General features: G+C 66.6%; 3 protein-coding genes. All 3 read left to right on the forward strand.

Annotation, left to right across the window (positions count from 1 at the left end; genetic code table 11):
* Positions 1-273 precede the first annotated feature (273 nt).
* Entirely contained in the window at positions 274-16,947 is a 16,674-nt protein-coding gene (locus LGY53_RS18890; protein ID WP_225727963.1) for a non-ribosomal peptide synthase/polyketide synthase, read from the forward strand.
* Between the two features lie 238 nt (positions 16,948-17,185).
* Positions 17,186-24,541, forward strand: a complete 7,356-nt coding sequence (locus tag LGY53_RS18895) for a non-ribosomal peptide synthetase (RefSeq protein WP_225727964.1) — start codon at positions 17,186-17,188, stop codon at positions 24,539-24,541.
* Positions 24,542-24,780: 239 nt separating this feature from the next.
* A partial coding sequence (locus LGY53_RS18900; protein WP_374111201.1) for an AMP-binding protein occupies positions 24,781-25,460 on the forward strand: 680 nt, incomplete at its 3' end.

A 25,460-nucleotide genomic window follows, 5' to 3' on the forward strand; every position in this document is an offset into this window, starting at 1 on the left:
TGAGGGCCCAAGCCCTGGTACGCAATTCCCGACGATCGCGTTGTCCGGCCATGAATCCCCGTTTCACGCACTCGATGTGCCGATCGATCGACTTCCCGCCGCTGGGAACAGGTTTGGATCGAAGTCCGAGGAGTTCGGCGCAATGTGGTTGACCGGCAGTGGTTTTCTGCCGCAGCGGAGTTTGGGAGACAGGTGTGGGGTACCAGTTCGGCAGCGCGCCGGTCGCGATCCTGCCGCAGGTGCCCAGCGTCGCCTGTCCGGAGGGAGGCCTAGATGAGCGCGGTCCGTCGTACCGTTCGGGGGAGAAATCGCCGCCGTGCCGGCAGCGTCCTGTTCGGTCAGTTGCTCACCGCGGCAGTGGAATCCGCCGCGACCACGGTCGCGATACGGTTCAACCCCACCGGTGACGCCGCGGATCAGCAGGAACTCACCTATCGCGAGCTCGATGAGGCCTCCTCGCGGTTGGCTCGCTATCTCATCGAATTCGGCGCGGGCCCAGGAGAATTCGTCGCGGTGGGGATCACCCGCTCGATCGAGTCGGTTATCGCAGTATGGGCGGTGGCGAAGACGGGCGCCGCCTACGTGCCGATCGATCCGGGCTATCCATTGGACCGGATCGACTACATAGCCGCCGATTCCGGTGCACTGCTGGGCATTACCACCGCGGCCCATCGGCCGAGGCTCGGCACGGCGTTGACCTGGATCGAGCTGGACGACCCGGCGAACCAGGCAGGCATCGAGGCGAAGTCGGGACATCCGATCTCCTACACCGACAGGTTGCGACAACTGTCCGACCAGCACCCCGCCTACGTGATCTACACCTCGGGCTCGACCGGCCGGCCGAAGGGAGTCGCGGTATCGCATGCGGGCCTCGCCGATCTCGTCGGTGAACTGCGTGAGCGCGGCGTCGGCCAGGACGCGCGAGTCACGCACCTGTCCTCACCGAGCTTCGACTTCTCCATCATCGAAATGCTGCTGGCCTTCGCCGCGGGCGCGACGCTCGTGGTGGTGCCGCCGGCCGTATTCGGCGGCACGGAACTGGCGGAACTGCTTCGGCGGGAGCGGGTTACGCACCTCTGTATCACCCCGCCCGCGCTCGAATCGCTGGATCCGGACGGCCTGGACCAGCTCAGGGTGATCTACGCGGGCGGTGACCGGCTCGGCGCCGAACTGGTTGAGCGCTGGGCCGCTGCGGACCGCGCCTTCTACAACGCGTACGGCCCCACCGAGGCCACCGTCGCCGCGACCATCACCGGTGCGCTACAGCCCGGTGCGGCGGTGAATATCGGCAGCCCGGTGGCCGGAATGCGGACGCTGGTCCTCGATTCGCAGCTGCGGCTGGTGCCACCGGGTGTGATCGGCGAGCTGTACTTGGCCGGGCCCGCATTGGCCCAGGGCTATGTCGGCCGCCCCGGGCTCACCGCGGAGCGGTTCGTGGCCAACCCCTTCGGCAACGACGAAACGGGCGAACGGCTGTACCGCACCGGAGATCTGGTACGACGCACCGAATCCGGCGAATTCGAATTCCATGGCCGGGCCGACTTCCAGGTGAAAATCCGCGGTCTGCGCATCGAACTCGGTGAGATCGACAATGCGCTGACCCGCCACCCCGACGTGGATTTCGCGGTGACGCTCGGAACCACGCTGCCCACCGGAGCGGCGGCGCTGGTGTCCTATGTGTTACCGGGACCCGGCAGCACGGTGTGCACGAGCGAGCTCGCGTCGTTCGCCGGAGAATCCTTGCCCGCGTACATGATTCCGGCATCGATCATGGTGTTGGACGAGATTCCGGTGACCCCGGTCGGCAAGCTGGACCGGGCCGCGCTGCCAGCTCCGGTATTCGCGGGGCGGGAGTTCCGCGCGCCGTCGACGCCAACCGAACTGGTTGTCGCCGAGGTATTCGGCGCGCTGCTGCTGCCCGACGCCGAGCAGAACCGGGTCGGGGCCGATGACGACTTCTTCGAGCTGGGCGGTAATTCCCTGCTGGCCGCCCAGGCGGTCGCACGAATCGGGAACGCGCTGGATATCGCGGTTCCGGTGCGGTTGCTGTTCGACGCGCCCAGCGTCGCCGGGCTGGCCGAGCGGATTGCCGGGATCGCCGGGTCGGGCGGGCGCGCACCGCTGGTCGCAGGCCGACGACCGGATTCGATTCCGCTTTCCCTTGCCCAGCAACGGATGTGGTTTCTGAACCGGTTCGACACCGAATCGGCCGCGTACAACATCTCGGTGGCGGTGCGGCTTTCCGGCGCGCTGGATATCGCGGCGCTGCAGGCGGCTGTCGCCGATGTCGTCGACCGGCACGAGATTCTGCGCACGGTGTATCCGGATATGAACGGCACTGCGGCACAGGTGATTCTGCCGCCCGGCCAGGCGGTGCCCGACCTCGCTCCGATCGCGGTCGCGGCCGACGAACTCCTCGAGCGGGTCATCGGTCTGGTGTCGGCCGGATTCGATGTGACGGCCGAGGTTCCGTTGCGGGCGTGGCTGTTCCGGATCGGCGACGACGAGCACGCGCTGGTATTCGTCGTGCATCACATCAGCGGTGACGGCTGGTCGATGGGACCGCTCACCAGGGATGTGATGACCGCGTATGTGGCGCGCAGCGCGGGCGCGGCACCCGCGTGGGCGCCGCTGCCGGTGCAATACGCGGATTTCAGCATCTGGCAGCGCGAGGTGCTCGGCTCCGAGGCCGATCCGGACAGCCTGATTTCCGAGCAGGCCGGGTACTGGCGGGCCGCACTGGCCGGGCTGCCCGATGAACTGAATCTGCCGACCGACCGCCCGCGTCCGGCCGTTCAGTCGTTCTCCGGTGGGGCGGTTGCGTTTACGGTGGACGCCGCGGTGCATCGTCGGCTGCGGCGAATCGCCAAGGAGCAGAACGCGACCATGTTCATGGCCGTGCACGCGGCACTCGCGATCTTCCTGGCGCGGTTGTCCGGCACCGACGATATCGCCATCGGCACCCCGGTGGCGGGCCGCGGCGCGGCCGAACTCGACGATCTGATCGGCATGTTCGTCAATACGCTCGTGCTGCGCACCCGGGTCTCCGGACAGCTCACATTCGGCGAATTGCTCTCGCACACGAAGGAAGTGGACCTCGGGGCATTCGCACATTCGGACCTGCCGTTCGAGCGGCTGGTGGAACTGATCGATCCGGAACGGTCCACCGCGCGCAATCCACTGTTCCAGGTGGATCTTTCGTTCGGGAACCTACCCCCGAACCATTTCGAGCTGCCCGGGTTGCGGGTCGGCGCGTTCGAATACGAACTGAACAACTCGCAATTCGATCTATCGCTGACGGTGCAGGAATCGGACGACGACGGTCTACACGCCGAATTCCGGTACGCTCGTGACCTTTTCGATGAGGCCACGGTGCGGACATTCGCCGAGCGGTTCACCCGGCTGCTGACCGCCGCCACCGCCGCGCCGGATACACCGGTGGGCGACCTACCGCTGCTGTCGGCGGACGAGTACCGGCTGCTGACGCCGGTGCGTGGCCCGGAGCCGGTCGACGCGGGCCTGCTGCCGGATCTGCTGGCCCGGGGTGTGCGCCGCGGCCGCGACCGGGTGGCGGTACGTTATCTCGGCCGGTCCATCGGGTACGGCGAGCTCGCCGACTACTCCGCGCGTTTGGCGCGCATGCTGATCGCCCGCGGGCTGGGCCCGGAAAAGATTGTCGCACTGGCCTTTCCACGGTCCTACGAGATGATCGCGGCGAGCTGGGCGGTGGCCGCGACCGGTGCCGCCTTCGTACCGGTCGACCCGGCCTATCCGGCCGATCGGATCCGCCACATGGTCACGGATTCGGGCGCGATGGTCGGCTTGACCATCGCCGCGCACGCGGCGGAGCTGCCGGGCGATATCGCCTGGCTGGTGCTCGACGATCCCGCCACCGATGCACAACTGGCCGCGCACTCGGCCGAACCGGTGACCGATGCCGACCGCGTGACGCCGTTGGACCCGCGGCATCCGGCGTACATCATCTATACCTCGGGCTCGACCGGTAAGCCCAAGGGCGTTGCGGTAACCCATTCCGGCCTCGGTGGTTTCGTCGGTTATGCGACCGCGGTATATCGAATTGCCCAGTGGCACCGCATGTTACAGATCACTTCACCGAGCTTCGACCAGTCCGTCGAGGAGTGGCTGACAGCGTTCTCGAGCGGTGCGGCCCTGGTGATCGCGCCGCCGTCTATCGTCGGCGGTGTCGAGCTGGCCGAGCTCATCCGGGCGGAACGGGTGACGCACACGGTGATCACGCCGGCCCTGCTCGGCACCCTGGAGCCGAGTGATACGGCCCTGGAAACCGTGGCAACCGGCGGCGACGCGACCACACCAGAACTGGTGGCCGCCTGGCAGCCGGGCCGCCGTTACGTGAACGGTTACGGCCCAACCGAAATGACCATCGGCGCGATCTACGGTCCGCTGACCGCCGGGCAGCCGATCACGATCGGCCGCCCGTTGCACGGTATTTCGGCACTGATCCTGGACGCGCGGCTCAACCCGGTGCCGCCGGGCGTCGCGGGCGAGCTGTACCTGGCCGGTGCCGCGATGGCGCGGGGGTATCACAACCAGCCCGGTCTGACCTCGGACCGCTTCGTGGCGAATCCTTGGGGTGAACGAGGCGAGCGGATGTACCGCACCGGCGATCTCGTGCGGTGGGTACCCGCGAGCGAGCATCCCGGCGAGGACACCGTCGACGAAACGCTGCCCTGGGAGATCGAATACCTGGGCCGCACCGACTTTCAGGTCAAGATCCGCGGTTTCCGGATCGAGCTCGGTGAGATCGATGCGGTGCTCGGGCGTAATGACAACGTCGCGTTCGTCACGACCGTCGGTCGGGAGAATCCCCTCGGTGCACAGGTTCTGGTGTCGTATGTGCTGCCCGCGCCGGGTCGTGCCGTTGATCCGGCCGAACTCCTCGCGTATGCGGCGCGCGACCTGCCGGCGCATATGGTGCCCGCGCAGATCGTCGTGCTGGACGCCATCCCGCTGACACCGGTTGGCAAAATTGATCGAAAGGCACTGCCGGAACCGGTTTTTCAGCAGGTTGCCTATCGGGCACCCGCCACTGCGTTCGAGGAGATCGTCGCGGGCGTATTCGCCGAGGTGCTGCGGAACGAGCGGATCGGCGCCGATGACAACTTCTTCGAGCTCGGCGGCAATTCGCTGATCGCGACCCGGGTCGCGGCCCGGCTGGGCGCGGCGTTCGACACTCGGGTGCCGGTCCGCTGGCTGTTCGAGGCGACGACCGTCGCGACGCTGGCCGCCCGGCTCGGCGCGGTCGCAGGCGGCGGTCGCCGGGAATTGGTCGCCGGTCGACGGCCGGAGCGGATACCGCTTTCGCCCGCGCAGCAGCGGATGTGGTTCCTGAACCAATTCGATACCGAGTCGGCGGTGTATAACATCCCGATCGCGGTGCGCCTGCGCGGCGCGCTCGATCTCGATGCGTTGCGGTCGGCGATGACGGATCTCGTTGTGCGCCATGAGGTGCTGCGCACGATCTATCCGCGAACCGATGCGGGACCGGTGCAGCTGGTGCTGCCGCCGGAGCAGATCGAGACGCCGTTGCAGACGCATGCTGTTCCGGCTGCCGAGTTGGAAGCCGTTGCGCGTGCAGCGCTGTCGCTCGGGTTCGATGTCACCGCCGAGGCGCCGCTGCGGGTTGTGCTGATCACTGTGTCGGATACCCCTGAGCCGGAATATCTGCTGGCGCTGGCGATCCATCACATCGCCAGCGACGGGTCATCGGATGCTCCGCTCATCCGGGATCTCGTGCGGGCGTATGTCGCACGGACCGCGGGCCGGGCGCCGGACTGGACACCGCTTCCGGTGCAGTACGCGGATTACGCGCTTTGGCAGCGCGCACTGCTCGGCAACGAAGGCGATCCGGAATCGGTTGCCGCCAAGCAGATTGCGTACTGGCGCGACGCCCTGGCCGGGCTGCCGGAGCAATTGGAGCTGCCGACGGATCGGCCACGTCCAGCTGCTCAGTCCTTCGCCGGTGCGGCCGTCGAATTCGAGATCGCGGCCGAATTGCATTCGGCCCTGGTGCGATTGGCGCGGGCACAGGGCGCGACCCTGTTCATGGTCGTGCACGCGGCGCTCGCGGTGCTGCTGGCCAGGCTCTCCGGTACCGAGGATATCGCCGTCGGCGCGTCGATCGCGGGCCGTGGCGAGGCGGAGCTGGATGATCTGATCGGCATGTTCGTCAACACGCTGGTACTGCGCGCCCGGGTGGACCCGGCCGAGCCGTTCGTGAAACTGCTTGCCCGCCAACGCGAAACGGATCTGCGCGGGTTTGCGAACGCCGATGTGCCGTTCGAGCGGCTGGTGGAGGTGCTCAACCCGGAGCGCTCGACCGCGCGGCATCCGCTGTTCCAGGTCGGACTTTCGTTCCAGAATATGGCGCGGACCACCATTCCGGCGGATGTCGAGGTGTCGGGCCTGACGGTGTCCGGAGTAGCGCTTACGGTGGAGACCTCGCAATTCGACCTGCACTGGTATATCGGCGATGCCTACGCTGCCGACGGTGCGCCCGCAGGGATCACCGGGCAGGTCACCTATGCGACGGCGCTGTTCGACGAGGCGTCGGTGGCCGGATTCGTGGCACGGCTGCGTCGGGTGCTGGCGGCGATCGTCGCGAATCCGGAGTCGGCCGTAGGCGATCTGGAACTGCTCGATGATGCCGAGCGGGCTCGAATTCTGTTGGGGTGGAATGAGACGCGGCATTCGGTTGCGGCGCAGCTCCTGCTGGACGGTTATCGTCGGGCGGTGGCGGCGCATCCGGAGGCTGTCGCTCTTTCCTATGAGGGTGTTGAGCTGACTTATGGTGAGTTCGACGATCGGGTGAACAGCCTTGCCCGGTATCTGATTTCGCAGGGTGTTGGTGCGGAATCGTTGGTGGGTCTGGCGGTTCGGCGTTCGTTGGATCTTGTTGTCGGTATGTATGCGATTGTTACGGCCGGTGGTGCGTATGTGCCGTTGGATCCGGATCATCCGGCCGAGCGCATCGGGCACGTATTGCGCACCGCGCGACCGGTGTGTGTGCTGACGACCACGTCCGATGCGATTGTCGCGCCGGATGGAATTCCGGTGGTGTGCATCGACACCTTGGCATTGGACGGTTTCGACAGCACGCCGGTGCAGCCGTATGAGTTGTTGCGGCCGGTGCGGCCTGAGAATTCGGCTTATGTGATTTTAACGTCGGGTTCGACGGGTAAGCCTAAGGGTGTCGCGGTTTCGCATGCGGCGATCAATAATCAGATCACGTGGATGTTGGCGGAGTATCCGCTTGATTCCGATGATGTGTATTTGCAGAAGACGGCGACGACGTTCGATGTGTCGTTGTGGGGCTACTTCATGCCACTGCGGGTCGGCGCGAAACTCGTTGTGGCCACTCATGATGGTCATCGTGACCCGGTGTATGTCGCGGAGACCATTGCCGCGCAGCGGGTGACGGTTACTGATTTCGTGCCGTCGATGTTGACTGTTTTCGCGGCGCATACGCGGCCGGGTTCGGTTCCGTCTTTGCGGGATGTGTTCGTGATTGGTGAGGCGTTGCCGCCGGAGACGGTGGCGGCGTTGCAGGCTGTTTCCGATGCTGCGGTGCATAACCTGTATGGGCCGACCGAGGCGGCGGTGTCGGTGACGTATTGGCCTGCGGAGGACGCTACCGAACGGACGGTGCCGATCGGTTTGCCGCAGTGGAATACCGAAGTCTATGTGCTGGATTCGCGGTTGCGGCCGGTGCCGGTGGGTGTGCCTGGTGAGTTGTATCTGGCGGGGGATCAGTTGGCGCGTGGTTATGTGCGGCGGCCTGATCTGACCGCGGATCGGTTCGTGGCCAATCCGTTTGCCGCTGGTAAGCGTATGTACCGGACGGGTGATCTGGTGGTGTGGCGCACCACACCGGACAACGCCGACGGTGTGCTCGACTATATTGGCCGTACCGATTTCCAGGTGAAGTTCCGTGGTCAGCGTATCGAGTTGGGTGAGATCGAAACGGCTTTGCTGGCACAGCCTTCCGTAAGCCAAGCGGTCGCCGCGGTAGTGCCTTCCGAACTGGGCGATCAATTGGTGGCGTACACGGTGCCGTCGCCGGGCAGGGCGATCGATCCGGCGGAGCTGGCCGTGGCGGTGGCACTGATACTTCCGTCGTATATGGTGCCGTCGGCGATAGTGCCGTTGGCGGAGCTTCCGCTGAACCCGAGCGGCAAGTTGGATCGAAAGGCCCTGCCAGCTCCGGAATTCGCTCGCCGCGCGTTCCGGGCGCCGTCGACCCCGATCGAGGAGATCGTTGCGGGTGTATTCGCCGATGTGCTGCGCCTCGATAGCGGCACGCGGATCGGCGCGGACGACGATTTCTTTGCCTTGGGCGGCAATTCGCTGATCGCCACCCAAGTGGTCGCGCGGCTGGGTGCCGCGGTGGATGCGAGGGTTCCGGTGCGGACACTGTTCGAGGCGTCGACGGTGGCCAGGCTCGCCGTGCGGATCGAACAGGTTGCGGGGGCCGGGCGCAGGGAATTGGTAGCCGGTCCGCGGCCGGAACACATTCCATTGTCGTTGGCGCAGCAGCGGATGTGGTTCTTGAACCGGTTCGATCCCGGTTCAGCGGCATACAACATCCCGGTCGCGGTGCGGTTGACCGGTGCGTTGGATGTGATTGCGCTGCGTGCGGCAATGACGGATGTCGTTGCCCGGCATGAGATTCTGCGGACGATTTATCCGCAGACCGAGGCCGGTGCGGTGCAGGTGATCCTGCCGCCGACGCAGGCGGTGCCCGAGCTGGATGTGCGGGTCGTCGCGGCGGCCGACGTGGAAGCGGCTGTCATCGAGCTGATTTCGACGATTTTCGATGTCACCACCGAGGTGCCGGTGAAGGTGGCGTTGTTCCAGATCGCCGATGCCGTCGACGAATACGTTCTCGCGATGGTGGTGCACCATATCGCTGGTGACGGTGCCTCGGTCGGCCCGTTGACCCGGGATCTGGTGACCGCCTACGCGGCGCGTTCGGTGGGTGAGCCCCCGAACTGGGCTCCGCTTGTGGTGCAGTACGCGGACTATTCGATTTGGCAGCGTGAGTTGCTGGGTAGTGAGGATGATCCGGAGTCGTTGGCGTCCAAGCAGGTTGCCTATTGGCGACAAGCATTGGCTGACCTGCCCGATCAGCTGGATTTGCCGTCGGATCGTCCGCGTCCGGCGGTGCAGTCCTTCGCCGGTGGCAAGGTCGAGTTGCGGGTCGATGCGGGCACGCATCAGGCGTTGATCGAGCTGGCTCGTGCTGAGGGTGCGACGCTGTTCATGGTCGTGCACACCGCGTTGGCGGTGTTGCTGTCGCGGTTGTCGGGCAGTGACGATATCGCGATCGGTACGCCGATGGCTGGTCGTGGTGAGGCTGTGCTTGATGACCTGATCGGTATGTTCGTCAACACGTTGGTGTTCCGTTCGCGGATCGATGCCGGTGAGCCGTTCGTCGATCTGCTTGCGCGGCAACGCGAAACCGATATCCAGGCCTTCGCCAATGCTGATGTGCCGTTCGAGCGCCTTGTCGAGGTGCTCAACCCGGTGCGGTCGACCGCGCGGCATCCGTTGTTCCAGGTGGGTTTGTCGTTCCAGAATTTGGCTCAGTCGAGTCTGGAGCTGCCTGGTTTGACGGTGGCTGGGTTGGATATCGATACCCAGTTGTCGCAGTTCGATCTGCATCTGATCGCCACCGACCGTTACGACGACAACGGTCAGCCAGAAGGCATCATCGGCGTATTCACCTACGCCACGGACCTATTCGACAAAACAACTGTTCAGGGTTTCGCGAATCGGTTCCTGCGATTGATCGATGCCATCGTCGCCGACATCTCTGTCGCCGTGGGGGATATCGATCTGCTCGGCCCCAGCGAGCGCACCCGCATCCTGTCCGAATGGAATGACACCGCGCACATCGCAGATACCACGGCCACATTGGTGTCACTGCTCGACCATTCGGTTGCGGTAGCACCGGATTCGGTCGCCCTGGTAGCCGATAGGCCGCGCGCCGAACTGACTTACGGTGAGCTCGATGCGAGGGTGAATCGTCTTGCTCGGCACCTGATTTCGTTGGGTGTCGGCCCGGAGGCACGGGTGGCGTTGGCGATTCGCCGTTCGGTGGATCTGATCGTGGCGATGTACGCGGTGGCCAAGTCCGGTGGTGCGTATGTGCCGGTGGATCCGGACCAGGCGGCTGAGCGCACGGCCTACATCCTGGAGACGGCGGCACCGGTCTGCGTATTGACCAACGCGGATGCGAATTTCGGAACCGGTGCCGCGCCGGTGGTGTGTATCGACGAACTGAACTTGGCCTACCTGTCTGCCGCGCCGGTTACGGATGTGGATCGGGTTGCGCCGCTGCGTCCGTCGAACACGGCCTATGTCATCTTCACCTCGGGATCCACCGGCAGGCCGAAGGGCGTCGCGGTATCGCACGCCGCGATATCCAACCAATTGCAATGGAAGACAGCAGAATTCGAGCTCGGACCAGCCGATTCGCTGCTGCTGAAAACGGCCGCGACATTCGACCTGTCGGTCTGGGAGTTCTGGTCGGCAACGGTTTCGGGCGCCCGACTGGTTATCGCCGCACCAGATGGACATCGCGATCCGGCCTATCTCAACGAGCTCATCGCTCGTGAGTCGGTAACAACGCTGCACGCGGTGCCATCGATGCTGGAAGCATTGTTGGCTCACGCAATATCGGAGCCGCGAACACGCTCGCACCTTTCCGATCTCCATCGAGTTCTCGCGATCGGTGAGGCGTTGCCGGGCGCGTTGGCGCAGAAGTTCGTGACCGAGCACCCGCGTACGGAGTTGTTCAACCTTTACGGTCCGACCGAGGCCGCGGTGTCGATCACCAGTCACCGGGTTACCGCGGCTGATCAGGTGTCGGTGTCGATTGGTGCGCCGGAGTGGAACAGTCAGGTGTATGTCCTGGATGCGCGGTTGCGTCCGGTACCGGTCGGGGTGTCGGGTGAGTTGTATTTGGCGGGTGCGCAGTTGGCGCGTGGCTACTTCGGTCGCGCGGATCTGACCGCGGACCGGTTCGTCGCCAATCCGTTCACCGCAGGGGCGCGGATGTATCGCACCGGTGACCTTGTCGCCTGGAATGCCAACGGTGAGTTGGAGTATCGGGGTCGTACCGATTTCCAGGTGAAGATCCGTGGTTTCCGTATCGAGTTGGGTGAGATCGAGGCGGCGCTGCTGGCGTTGCCGGAGATCGCGCAGACCGCTGTCGTGGCGAAGTCGGATCCGAAGACTGGTGATCGCCTGGTCGCCTACCTGGTGGCGGCGGATGCGGAAGTCGATGTCGCGCAGGTGAAGTCGGCACTGGCGGCGGGTCTGCCGTCGTACATGGTGCCCTCGGCATTCGTTGTACTCGATGCGCTGCCGCTGAATGTCAACGGCAAGCTCGATCGAAAGGCGTTGCCGGAGCCGGAATTCGAGACAACCGCATACCGACCCCCGGAGACGCCTGCACAACTCGCGGTGGCCCAGGTTTTCGCCGAGCTACTCGACGTCCGCCAGGTCGGTCTGGACGATGATTTCTTCGCCCTGGGCGGCAATTCGCTGACGGCGACCAGAATGGTCGCCCGCGTCGGCGCCGCGCTGAATACCGGAGTTCCGGTGCGGGCGGTCTTCGAGGCGCCGACGGTGGCCGGACTGGCCGATTGGCTGCACCGGAATGCGAGCGCGGGTCGTGCGGCGCTGGTCGCGGGTCCGCGTCCGGAAGCGATTCCGCTTTCCCTCGCCCAGCAGCGGATGTGGTTCCTGAACCGGTTCGATCCCGATTCCGCGGCATACAACATCCCGCTCGCGGTGCGGCTGACCGGTGCGCTCGACGTGTCTGCACTCCAATCCGCCGTTGCGGATGTGATCGCTCGCCACGAAATTCTGCGAACTGTGTACCCGCAGACCGAAGCCGGTCCGGTGCAGCGGATCCAACCGGTGCGGCCACGGCTGGATATACGGAAGGTGACCGCCGATGTGCTGGAAATCGAAGTGGCGCAACTTGTTTCGGCGGCATTCGATGTCACCTCCGAAATACCCCTGCGGATCGTGCTCTTCGAGATAGCCGACGTCGCAGACGAATACGTGCTCGCGATGTCGGTGCACCATATCTGCGCCGACGCCGCCTCGATGGGCCCGCTCACCCGCGATCTGATGACCGCGTACGCGGCCCGCTCGGTCGGCGCGGCACCCGACTGGCCACCGCTGCCGGTGCAGTACGCGGATTACGCGATCTGGCAGCGCGCCTATCTGGGCGACGAGGATAATCCGGACTCGTTGGCGGCCAAGCAGATCGGCTACTGGAAACAGGCGCTGGCCGAGCTGCCCGATCACCTCGACCTGCCGTCGAACCGTCCGCGACCCGCGATACAGTCTTTCTCCGGAGGCACGGTCGACCTATCCATCGATGCCGTCACCCACCGAGCATTGATCGAGTTGGCCCGTGCCGAGGGTGCGACGCTGTTCATGGTCGTGCACACCGCGCTGGCGGTGTTGCTGTCGCGGTTGTCGGGCAGCGACGACATTGCGATCGGCACCCCGATGGCTGGTCGTGGTGAGGCCGTTCTCGACGATTTGATCGGTATGTTCGTCAACACGCTGGTGTTCCGCACTAGGGTGCAGGCGGCCGACTCGTTCACGAAACTGCTTGCCCGGCAGCGTGAGACCGATATTCGGGCGTTCGCGAATGCCGATGTGCCGTTCGAGCGCCTCGTCGACGTGCTCAATCCGGTGCGGTCGACCGCAAGGCATCCGTTGTTCCAGGTGGGTTTGTCGTTCCAGAATCTGGCTCAGTCCAGTCTGGAGCTGCCTGGTTTGACGGTGGCTGGTGTGGATATCGATACGCAGCTGTCGCAGTTCGATCTGCACCTGATCGTCACCGACCGTTACGACGAGAACGGCCGACCAGAAGGCATCTCGGGTTACTTCACCTACGCGACCGATCTGTTCGACCGGAACACTGTGCGGCACTTCGTCGATCGCTTCGCGCGACTGCTCGCCGAGATCATCGCCGCACCACACACCGCTGTCGGCGATATCGAACTACTCGACCCCGCCGAGTACACCGAATTGATAACCCACCGGAATTCGACGGCGCACCCGACGGACCGGACGGCGACATTGGCCACACTGCTCGCCGACGCGGTCGACGCCGACCGATCGGCCGTGGCTCTGGTCGGTGCTGACGGCATAACCCTGACCTACGGTGAACTCGACGCTAGAGTCAATCAGCTTGCCCGCCATCTCATTTCGTGCGGTGTAACCCCGGAGGACCGGGTGGCGCTGGCCTTCCGGCGCTCGATCGATCTGGTCGTCGCGATGTACGCTACAGCGGTCGCGGGCGCCGCATACGTCCCGGTGGATCCGGATCAGGCGACCGAGCGCACGGCCTACATCCTGGAGACGGCCGCACCGGTCCGCGTATTGACCAATGTCGATTTCGATACCGATGCCGCACCGGTGGTGCGTATCGACGAACTGGACTTGGCCCACCTGTCTGCCGCGCCGGTTACGGATGCGGATCGGGTTGCGCCGCTGCGTCCGTCGAACACGGCCTATGTCATCTTCACCTCGGGCTCCACCGGCAGGCCGAAGGGCGTCGCGGTATCGCACGCTGCGATATCCAACCAATTGCAATGGAAGGTCGCCGAATTCGGTCTCGACCCGGCGGATGCGGTCCTGCTGAAGACCGCGGCCACCTTCGACCTCTCGGTGTGGGAGTTCTGGTCGGCCGCCGCATGCGGTGGCCGGTTGGTGATCGCCGCACCCGACGGGCATCGGGATCCCGCCTACCTGAACGAATTGATGGCCCGGGAACGGGTCACCACCCTGCACGCGGTGCCCTCGATGCTGGATGCCTTGCTGACCAACGGTTTACCGGATGGATTGCGGCGGGTCCTGACGATCGGTGAGACCCTTCCGGACGCATTGGCGCAACGTCTCCGGACCTCTTATCCGCATATCGAACTGTTCAACCTGTACGGTCCCACCGAGGCCGCGGTCTCGGTCACCGCCCATGAGGTGACCGAACAACCGGTGACGATCGGCGCCCCGGAGTGGAACAGCCAGGTCTACGTCCTCGACCACCGCCTGCACCCGGTTCCGGTCGGCGTATCGGGCGAATTGTATTTGGCCGGAAGGCAATTGGCGGAAGGTTACGTGAACCGCCCCGGGCTCACCGCCGAGCGGTTCGTGGCGAATCCCTTCACGCCGGGCCGCCGAATGTATCGCACCGGCGACCTTGTCGCCTGGAATGCCAACGGCGAGTTGGAGTACCGAGGCCGCACCGATTTCCAGGTGAAGATCCGCGGCTTCCGTATCGAACTCGGCGAGATCGAGGCCGCGCTGCTGGCACGCCCCGAAATCGTCCAGGCCGCGGTCTCGGTGAAATCCGATTCCCGAACCGGCCCGCAACTCGTCGGGTACGTGGTCCCGGTCCCCGGTCTGCCGAATACCTGGATAGCGCAGGTGAAGTCCGATTTATCGAAGGCTTTACCGTCCTACATGGTGCCATCGGCCTTCGTGGTCTTGGACGCGCTACCACTGAACATCAACGGCAAACTGGACCGAAAGGCCTTGCCGGAACCGGAATTCCAGCAAGCTACCTTCCAGCCGCCGACAACCGCACTGGAAACCACGGTCTGCGCCGCCTTCGCCGAGGAGCTTGGCCGCGAACGAATCGGCTTGACGGACAATTTCTTCGAGCTCGGTGGCAATTCCCTGATCGCGACCCGTCTCGCTGTGCGGCTCGGTTCCGCACTGGGCGAGCGGATTCCGGTGATGTGGCTGTTCTCCGCGCCGACCCCGGCGGCACTGGTCGCCCAGCTGTCGGCCGGACAGGCGGGCCGGTTCGCGACCGAGTCGGCGTTCGATGTGCTGCTTGCGCTGCGACCGTCGGGTTCGTTGGCACCGCTGTTCTGCGTCCATCCGATCGGCGGGGTGTCCTGGTCGTTCGCCGGGCTCGCCGCGTATCTCGACGACCGGCCGATCTACGGCCTACAGTCGCCGGCGCTGACATCCCCCGGGGCGGTGCCGGATTCGATCGAGGACTGGGCGGCCCGCTACGTGGCCGAGATCCGGGCGGTTCAGCCGGACGGCCCGTATCACCTGCTCGGCTGGTCGCTCGGCGGTGTGCTCGCGCACGCGATGGCGGTGCGGTTGCAGGACGCGGGCGCCGAGGTGGCTCTGCTCGCCGTCATGGACAGCTACCTGGATGCGGCCGAAGCGTCCGACGTTCCGGTGGCCGAACTGCTCGGTGGCCTGCTCGGTGCCGACGCTGCGGCAGTCGACCTCCCCGCCGACCCGACGCGGGCCGAGCTGGCGGCCGCATTACCCGAGCCGTTCGCCTCATTCGGCGCCGAGCGGATCGAAAGCGTACTCGACGCGGCGGTACGGTCGGCGGCGCTGGCCGATGCGTACCGCCCGAGGCTGTTTCACGGTGATCTCGTGTATTTCACTGCGGCCCTGGATGATCCGACGGGCATGCGCGGCGCGTCGACCTGGACCGCCGCGGTGGACGGCGCGATCGACAACCACCGGATCCCGGAAACGCACTGGCGGATGACGACGGCCGCGGCGCTGTCGCGAATCGGCGCCGTGCTGAACAGACACGCGAACGCGCCGCGCGACGATTTCTGGCGCGCACCGGTATCCGGCGGGCCGGTGTCGGTCGATGTGCTGCTGCCCGATCTGCTCACCCGCGCCGTGGGATGGGGCCCCGACCGCATCGCGATCCGGGAGCGAGACGGCCGTACCACGATGTATACCCGTGGCGTGCAATGGAATTCGGAGCTGGTCGCGGTGCGCGCCGATGGTGAGTCGGTCACCTATGCGCAGTTGGACGCGTATTCCTCGCGGCTGGCCCGGATGCTGATCGAGCGTGGCATCGGCCCGGAGGCGTTGGTAGCGCTGGCGCTGCCGCGCTCGTATGAGCTGGTCGCCGCGGTGTGGGCGGTGGTCAAGACGGGCGGCGCGTTCGTCGCCGTCGACTCGGCCGCGGAGCGGTTCGAGGTACCGGATGTGATGGTGGGAATCTCCCTCGCCGCGAACGCGAATCGACTGCCGGACAACGTCGATTGGCTGATAGTGGACGATCCCGAGGTGCGCGCGGAATGCGGCCGATACTCGCCCGATCCGGTGCTCGACGCGGAACGGATTGCGCCGCTGCGTATTTCGAATCCCATCTATCTCGGCCGCGATGGTGTCGTCGTCACCCATGCCGGGCTCGCCGGGCTGATCGATCACCTGATCGGCCTGAGCAGACAAACCTCGCGGCACCGATACCTGGATATCGGCGCACCCGGCGACGATTCGATGGCGGCGTGGCTGTGCGCCTTCGCCGTGGGCGCCACCGCGGTGCTCGCACCGCCGACGGCGAGCGGCGGCGGTTTCGAACTGGGTGAGCTGCTGCGCACCGAACATGTGACGCACGCCATGCTCGAGCCCGCACTGCTGGAATCGCTGGATCCGTTCGGGCTCGACGAGCTCGAGGTGGTCGCCACCGTCGCGACAACGGCCGACGCGGTGGCCAAATGGCAACCCGGCCGTCGCTATCTCAACGGCTACGGCGCGGCCGGGATGATGGGCCCGGTCGCGCTCGCCGCCTTGGTGGCCGGCGCGGATACGGTAGTGGGTTATCCGGTTCCCGGTGTGACCGTTGTCATCCTGGATCGCCGACTGAATCCGGTGCCGCCCGGTGTCGCGGGCGAACTGTATTTGTCCGGTGCGGGTTTGGCGCGCGGATACCAGGGGCGACCTGCGCACACGGCCGGGCGCTTCATCGCGGATCCGTGGGGTGAGCCGGGTGCGCGGATGTTCCGCTCCGGCGATCGGATGCGCTGGGCGCCGGGCGCGCAGGTGGGCGAATGGTGCCTCGAATACCTGGGCCCCATGTCGCTGGAAGGGCAACATCTGGGGTAATAGCCGAATCGAATAATTTACCGAATCTGTCCGGCGCATTTGGGCCTTGCGTAACGGACCGGGTACACCTATCGATGCAACTGTGGCTGGCGGGTGACCGTAGACGTTCACCGCTGTCTCCCTACACTGTGTAAATTGCTCGGACCGCGGCCACCGCCTGGCATGTCATGTGAACCTGTGGGGGTGGTTACGCGTTGGCCGTGCGGTTCGGTACGACGCGAGAGGTGAATGGACTCGGATGGATAGCGCCCGCCGCTCTGCTCGTGGTACCCGTCGTCGCAGGTCAGGCGGCCTTCTGTTCAGTCAGCTGCTCACATCTGCGGTAGAGACGGCGGCCGGAGCGGTCGCCGTTCGCTACAACCCGACCGGTGACCCGGCCGACGACCGCGAGCTGACCTATCAGGAATTGGACGAGGCGTCGTCGCGGGTGGCGCGCGAGCTGATCGAGCGCGGGGTCGGTCCGGGCGATGTGGTGGCCATCGGTATCGCCCGCAGCCTGGAATCGGTGCTCGCGGTGTGGGCCATCGCGAAAACCGGTGCGGCGTATGTGCCGGTGGATCCGAGCTACCCGGCCGAGCGCATCGCGCATATCGTCTCCGATTCCGGTGCGGTGCTCGGCCTCACCACCTCGGCGCACCGGGCCGCGCTCGGCAGCGCCATCTACTGGATCGAATTGGACGATCCGGTGGTCTCGGCCCGGATCGCCGCGCGCCCCGCGCACCCGATCTCCTACACCGACCGGGTGCGCCCGCTCGACGAGCGGCATCCGGCGTACGTCATCTACACCTCGGGTTCGACCGGACGGCCGAAGGGCGTCGTGGTCACCCACACCGGTCTGGCGGGCCTGGTGGCCGCCGAACGCGAACATTACGATGTGACACCGGATTCCCGGGTGCTGCACGTCTGCTCGCCGAATTTCGACGTCTCCGTGCTCGAGCTGCTGCTGGCATTCTCCGCGGGCGCGACGCTCGTGGTCGCCCCGCCGAAGGTGTTCGGCGGGTACGAGCTGGCGGATCTGCTTCGCCGCGAACAGGTTTCGCACATGCTGATCACCCCCGGCGCGCTGGAGTCGGTGGATCCGGCCGGGCTGGACGACCTGCAGGTCGTCGTGGTCGCCGGTGACAAATTCGGCCCGGAGCTGGTCGGGCGCTGGGGGGCGAGCCCGGATCGGTTGTTCTACAACGGATACGGGCCGACCGAGGCGACGATCCTGGCGACCAGCAGTGCGCCGATGCGGCCCGGCGGGCCGATCACCATCGGCACCTCGATCGCGGGAGTCGGTGCGTTCGTACTGGATTCGCGGCTGCGGCCGGTGCCGGCCGGTGTCGTCGGCGAGCTCTACCTCTCCGGCCCCGCACTGGCGCAGGGCTACCTCGGCCGTCCGGGGCTCACCTCGGAACGTTTTGTCGCCAGCCCGTTCGGTGCCGATACCGGTAACCCGGGCGCGCGGTTGTACCGCACCGGCGACCTGGTGCGGCGCAGCGAAATCGACGGCACCATCGAATATTTGGGTCGCTCCGATTTCCAGGTGAAGATCCGCGGCTTCCGCATCGAGCTCGGCGAGATCGATAACGCGCTCACCGGACACCCGGATATCGATTACGCGGCGACCATCGGCCGAACCCTGCCGTCCGGTGCGACGGCGCTGGTTTCTTATGTGCTGCCGCGCGCCGGCGTCGCCATCGATACCGGCGAGCTGGCGGAGTTCGTCGGTGCGTCGTTGCCCGCGTACATGATTCCGGCCGCGATCATGGTGCTCGACGAGATCCCGCTGACCCCGGTCGGCAAGCTCGATCGTGCGGCGCTGCCCGAACCGGTATTCGCGGCACGGAAATTCCGCGCGCCGTCGACGCCGGTGGAGGAGATCGTCGCGGATGTGTTCGCGGCGCTGCTGCTTTCGGGTGTCGCCGATGCCAGGGTCGGCGCGGACGACGACTTCTTCGAACTCGGCGGCAATTCGCTGCTGGCCGCGCAGGCGGCCGCGCGCATCGGCTCCGCACTCGAAATCCGGGTGCCGGTGCAGTTGCTGTTCGAGGCGTCCACCGTCGCGGCGCTGGCCGAGCGGGTGGAGCAGCACGCCGGATCGTCCGCGGGGCAGGCGCTGCGGCCGCAGCCGCGGCCTGCGCGGATCCCACTGTCGTACGCCCAGCAGCGGATGTGGTTCCTGAACCGATTCGATCCGGCCAGCGGCGTCAACAACATTCCGGTCGCGGTGCGGCTCACCGGCAAACTCGATATCGAGGCGCTGCGGGCCGCGGTGCGCGATCTGTGCGAGCGGCACGAGGTGCTGCGCACCATCTACCCCGAGGTGGACGGCGAGGGCTACCAGCAGGTGCTGCCGATCGGCGATCGGCGGTCGGTGCCGGATCTCGTTGTGGAACAGGCGGACCCGGCGCGGGTGCCGGAGCTTGTCGGCGCGACGGTGATCGAGGGCTTCGACGTCACGGTCGCGCCGCCGGTCCGGGTGCGGGTACTCGAACTGGGCGAATACGACCATGTGCTGATCTGCGTCGTGCACCACATCGCGGGCGACGGCTTCTCGATGGGCCCGCTCACCCGCGACCTGATGACCGCGTATGTGGAGCGGATGCACGGCGGCGCACCGGAATGGCCCGCGCTCACGGTGCAGTACGCCGACTACGCCATCTGGCAGCGGGAAATCCTGGGCGCCGAGGACGATCCGGATTCGGTACTGGCACAGCAGATCTCGTTCTGGCGCAACCAATTGGCCGCGCTGCCGGAGCAATTGGAGCTGCCCGCCGACCGGCCACGGCCCGCGGTGGCGTCCAACCGGGGTGCGACCCACGAGTTCCGGATCGACGCCGATGTCCACGCGGCACTGAACAAGCTTGCGCACCAGCACAATTCGACGTTGTTCATGGTGGTGCACGCCGCGCTCGCCGTGCTGCTCGCGCGGCTGTCCGGCACCAGAGATATCGCGATCGGCACACCCGTCGCCGGACGTGGCGAGGCGGCGCTCGACGATCTGGTCGGCATGTTCGTCAATACGCTGGTGCTGCGCAACGAGATCGATCCCGGCCTGAGCTTCGACGAGCTGCTGCGCGAGGTGCGCCACACCGATGTCGAGGCGTTCGGGCACGCGGACGTGCCGTTCGAGCGGCTGGTCGAGCTGTTGGATCCGGTGCGTTCGGCGGCCCGGCATCCGCTGTTCCAGGTGATGCTCACCTTCCAGAACCTGGCCCGCGCCGAACTCGAACTGCCCGGCCTCTCGGTGGCGGGCGTCGACCTCGCGGTGCCGCTCGCCAAATTCGACCTGCAGCTGGCGCTGGCCGAGGACATCGACGTACACGGTGCGCCGCAAGGCATTTCCGCGGCCTTCAGCTACGCCACCGACCTCTTCGACGAACCGACGGTGCAGGATTTCGCGGATCGCTTCGGCCGCATCCTGGCCGCGGTGGCCGCCGATTCCGCGGTGATCGTCGGAGATATCGACGTACTCGCCCCCGGCGAGCGCGAGCTGGTGCTGCACGAGTGGAACAGCAGCGGCGCGAACGTGCCCGCGGTGACGCTGGTGGATCTGCTCGCCACCCAGGCCCGCCGCCGCCCGGACGCGGTCGCGGTGCGCTACGGCGAGACCACACTTACCTTCCATGAACTGCACAGCCGTGCCGCGCGGGCCGCGCGGGCACTCATCGCGCAGGGCGCGGGCCCGGAAAAGCTTGTGGCCGTTGCGGTTCCGCGCACCGAGGAGCTGCCGGTCGCGCTGCTCGCCGTGTTGCTCTCCGGTGCGGCGTACCTGCCGATCGATTCGACCTATCCGGCCCAGCGCCTGGAATTCATGCTCGGCGACGCCGCACCGGCCTGCCTGCTCACCACGGTGAGCGAGCGAGATGCGGTGCCCGCCGGTGATATTCCGGTCGTGCTGCTGGAGGAGACCGGCGGTTACTCCGACGAGCGGGTCACCGACCGGGACCGGCTCGCGCCGTTGCGTCCGGACAACCTGGCCTACGTCATCTACACCTCGGGTTCGACGGGTGTGCCCAAGGGTGTTGGCGTCGCGCACCGGAATGTGGTAGAGCTGTTCGCGAACACCCAGCTGCTCTTCGAATTCGACGAGACCGATGTGTGGACGCTGTTCCACTCGTTCGCCTTCGACTTCTCAGTGTGGGAGCTGTGGTGCTCGCTGGCCAACGGCGGCAGCGTGGTGGTGGTGGACTACCTCACCTCCCGTTCGCCGGAGTTGTTCCGCGAGTTGCTGATTCGCGAACAGGTGACGGTGCTCAACCAGACGCCGTCCGCGTTCTACCAACTGGCGGAAGTCGATCGCACACTGCACGCGACGGATCAGGGCAAGTTCGCGTTGCGCTACGTCGTATTCGGCGGCGAGGCACTGGATCTGCGGCAGCTGCGCCGCTGGTACGAGCGGCACGCGGTGGACGCGCCGTGGCTGGTGAATATGTACGGCATCACCGAAACCACGGTGCACGTGTCGTTCCTGTCGCTCGACGAGCAGATGGTGGACAACGCGGCCAGCGTCATCGGTCGCGCGCTGCCGGGCCTGGAGGGCTACGTGCTCGACGAGCGGGTGCATCCCGCACCGGTCGGCGTCGCCGGTGAGATCTACGTGGCTGGCGCGCAACTTTCGCGCGGTTACCTCGGCAGGCCCGGCCTGGCGGCGACCCGGTTCGTGGCGAATCCGTTCGGCGCGCCGGGATCCCGGATGTACCGCACCGGCGACGTCGGCCGCTGGGTCGGCTTCGGCGGGCGGGCCAACCTCGAATACGCGGGCCGCAGCGATCAGCAGGTGCAGTTGCGCGGCTTCCGCATCGAGCTCGGCGAGATCGAGTCGGCGCTGCTGCGCTGCCCCGGGGTGAGCCAGGCCGTCGTCCTGGTGCGCGCGGACGAGCACGCCGGTGACCGGTTGGTGGGTTACGTTGTGCCCGAGGCCGGTTCGGACCTGGACTCGGTGGCGCTGCGCGAGCAGGTCGGCGAATTCCTCACCGGCTACATGGTTCCGGACGCGATCGTCGTGCTGGACGCGCTGCCGCTCACCCCGAACGGCAAACTGGACCGGAAGGCTTTGCCCGCACCGGAATTCGTCTCCGGTGCGGTCTACCGCGCCCCGAGCTCGCCGGTGGAGCAGGCCGTCGCGGCGGTATTCGGCGAGCTGCTCGGCGCGGCCGAGGTCGGCCTCGATGACGATTTCTTCGGTCTCGGCGGCAATTCGCTGCTGGCCACCCGGGTAGTGGCCAGGATCAACGAGGCGCTGGACGCGAATCTCGCGGTGCGCGAACTGTTCGAGGCGCCGACGGTGGCCGCGCTGGCCGCCCGCGTCGTACCGGGTTCCGGTGGCGGCGCTGCGGCGCGCCCACCGCTGGAACGCGCGCCGCGCACCAGCCGGGTGCCGCTCTCGCTGGCTCAGCAGCGGATGTGGGTGCTCAACCAATTCGATCCGGCCTCACCGGCTTACAACATCCCGATGGCCATCCGGCTCACCGGCGCGTTGGACGTCTCGGCGCTGCGCTACGCCGTCGCCGATGTGGTCGAGCGGCACGAATCGCTGCGCACCCGCTACCCGGCCGGTCCGGACGGGCTGCCGTACCAGGAGATCCTGTCGGTGTCGGAGGCCGTGCCCGGCGGGCTGGAGGTGACCGAGACCGAGGATCCGATCGGCCGGGTCACCGCGCTGCTGTCCACCGGATTTGATGTGACACAACAGGTTCCGGTGCGTGCACTGCTGCTCGGGGTCGGCCGGGACGAGTACCTGCTCGCCATGGTCGTGCATCACATCGCCGGCGACGGCGCCTCGATCGCACCGCTGGCGCGCGACCTGATGACGGCGTATCTGGCTCGGGTGCGCGGCAATTCGCCGCGTTGGTCGCCGCTGCAGGTGCAGTACGCCGACTTCGCCATCTGGCAGCGCGCGGTGATCGGCACCGACGACGACGAGAACTCGGTGGCGGCCAAGCAGTTGGCGTACTGGCGCGAGCAGCTGGCCGGGCTGTCCGGCGAACTGGAGCTGCCCGCCGACCGACCGCATCCCCCGGTGCCGTCCATGCGCGGCGCGTCGACCGGTCTCGCACTGCCCGCCGAGGTGCACGCGGCGCTGATCCGCCTTGCCCGCGAACATAATTCGACGCTGTTCATGGTGGTGCACGCGGCACTGGCGGTGCTGCTGGCCCGGCTGTCCGGCCGCTCCGATATCGCCATCGGCACCCCGATCGCCGGTCGCGGTGAACGGGCGCTCGACGATCTGGTCGGCATGTTCGTCAATACGCTCGCGCTGCGCACCCCGGTGGACCCGACCGCGAGCTTCCACGCGCTGGTGGACCAGGCCAGGGAGACCGACCTCACCGCGTTCGCCAACGCCGACATCCCGTTCGAGCGGGTGGTCGAGGTGGTCACGCCGGGCCGGGCCACCACCCGCAATCCGCTGTTCGCCGTTGTGCTTTCGTTCCAGAACAACGAGCAGCCCACCCTGGAACTGCCCGGGCTCACGGTCTCCGGGTTGGACGCCGGCGTCATCGCGGCGAAGTTCGACCTCCAGGTGAATGTGGTGCCGCGATACGGCGCCGACGGTTCGGTCGACGAACTGCTCACCCTATTCACCTATGCCACCGACATTTTCGACGAGCCGACGGTGCAGGCCTTCGGCCGCAGGCTGAGTCGGGTGCTCACCGCGGTGGCCGCGAATCCGGGTATCCGCGTCGGTGATATCGACATCCTGGATGATGCGGAGCGGGAACGGATTTCCGCCGCGCCGGTTTCCGGCGGCGGCGAGCCGGAGACGCCGTCGAACACCGTCGGAACCGCGCTCACCCAGGCGCTGTCCGCCGCCGTCGAGGACGATCCCGATGGTCCGGCGCTCGCCTTCGGCGACGACGCGCTGAGCTACCAGGAACTCGACGCGCGCTCATCGCAATTGGCGCGGGTGTTGATCGCCCGCGGTTGCGGTCCCGGCGTCGGGGTCGCGCTGCGGCTGGAGCGCGGCATCCATCAAGCGGTCGCCAGCTGGGCGGTGGTGAAGGCGGGCGCGGCGGTAGTGGCCGGGGCCGCGCCGAACGGGTTGGAGCTCAAGGTCGGCCTGACCACCCTCGGCACGCCGGTCTCCGGTGACCTGGACTGGCTGGCGCTGGACGATCCCGCGGTGGTCGCCGAGATTGCTGGGGAATCGCCGCGTCCGGTGACCTATGCCCATCGCACCCGTGCGCTGCACGGGGCGGATCCGGCCTTCATCGGCATCGAATCGCTCAGCTACGACGAGCTGGCCGGTGTCGTCGACCGATTCCGGGCACGGACGGGTTTGACCTTCGAATCCCGTACCTTCCGCACCGGTGGCGCGGAAGGCGTTGCCGCGCTGGTGGAATTGGTGGCCGCCGGTGCGACCGGCGCCTCGGTGGTGCTGGCGCCGGATCGGGTCGCGGAGCTGACCGACACACTGGCCGACGAGTGGGTGAGCCACCTGTTCACCGATCGGGCGGGCCTTGTCGACCTGGAGGTAACCGCACTGGAGGATCTTCGAGCGGTGGTGGTCGAGGATACTGTTGCCGACGTGGACGGCTTGGCCTCGGTGCAAACCGTGGTCGCGCTGGCGGATCTGCTGCGCGGGCCTAGCGCCTCGCACGGTGGGTAAGCTGCCGCGATACAGGATGTGACGAGTGCCACAGTGGATTGGTTTGCCGCATCGAGGCTGCCCCTGGAAATGTGGGCGGGACGTGGTTCTACAGGCAGGATGAGTAAGACTTTCATGGTTCGGGAGCGCGGGGGTCGACGGCCGGCTGCAGAATTCGAGGTTGCGGCGCGGGAGATGAGCGAATGACTCGTCCCGCTCGCGTACGGCCCGCCCGTACCCGGCGGCCACGGGTCACCACCCTGCCGCAGCTGATGGCCACCGCCGTCGAGGTGAATCCGAGCGGTACCGCGGTCGTGTACGCCGACGCCGCCGGTGCCATCGGTTCGCTGAGCTATGCCGAACTCGACGATCGGTCCACTCGGCTCGCCCGTTTGCTGATCGATCGCGGGATCGGCCCGGAAGATCTGGTCGCCGTTGGCATTCCGCGTTCCATCGACTCGGTTGTCGCGGTCTGGGCGGTCGCCAAGACCGGTGCGGGCTTCGTGCCGGTCGACCCGAACTATCCGGCCGACCGGGTCGAGCACATGGTCAAGGATTCCGGCGCGGTGCTCGGCCTGACCGTCCAGCGGGTGCACGACGAGCTGCCCGGCCAGGTGCCGTGGCTGTCCGTCGACGGCGACGAGTTGGCGCGGCGGCTGGAGCAGTATCCGGCCGAGCCGGTCACCTATGCCGATCGGTTGCGGCAGCTGCGCGCCGAACATCCGGCCTACGTCATCTACACCTCCGGATCCACCGGCCTGCCGAAGGGCGTCGTCGTCACCCAGGCCGGACTGTCCAGTTTCTGCGACGAACAGCGCGAGCGGTATCGGGTGACGAACACGTCGCGCACCCTGCATTTCGCCTCGCCGTCGTTCGACGCATCGGTGCTGGAATTGCTGCTGGCGCTTGGTGGTTCGGCAACCATGGTGGTTGTCGCGCC

Source organism: Nocardia sp. JCM 34519.1 (genome assembly GCF_020361265.1).
In the GTDB taxonomy this organism is placed as follows: Bacteria; Actinomycetota; Actinomycetes; order Mycobacteriales; family Mycobacteriaceae; genus Nocardia; species Nocardia arthritidis_A.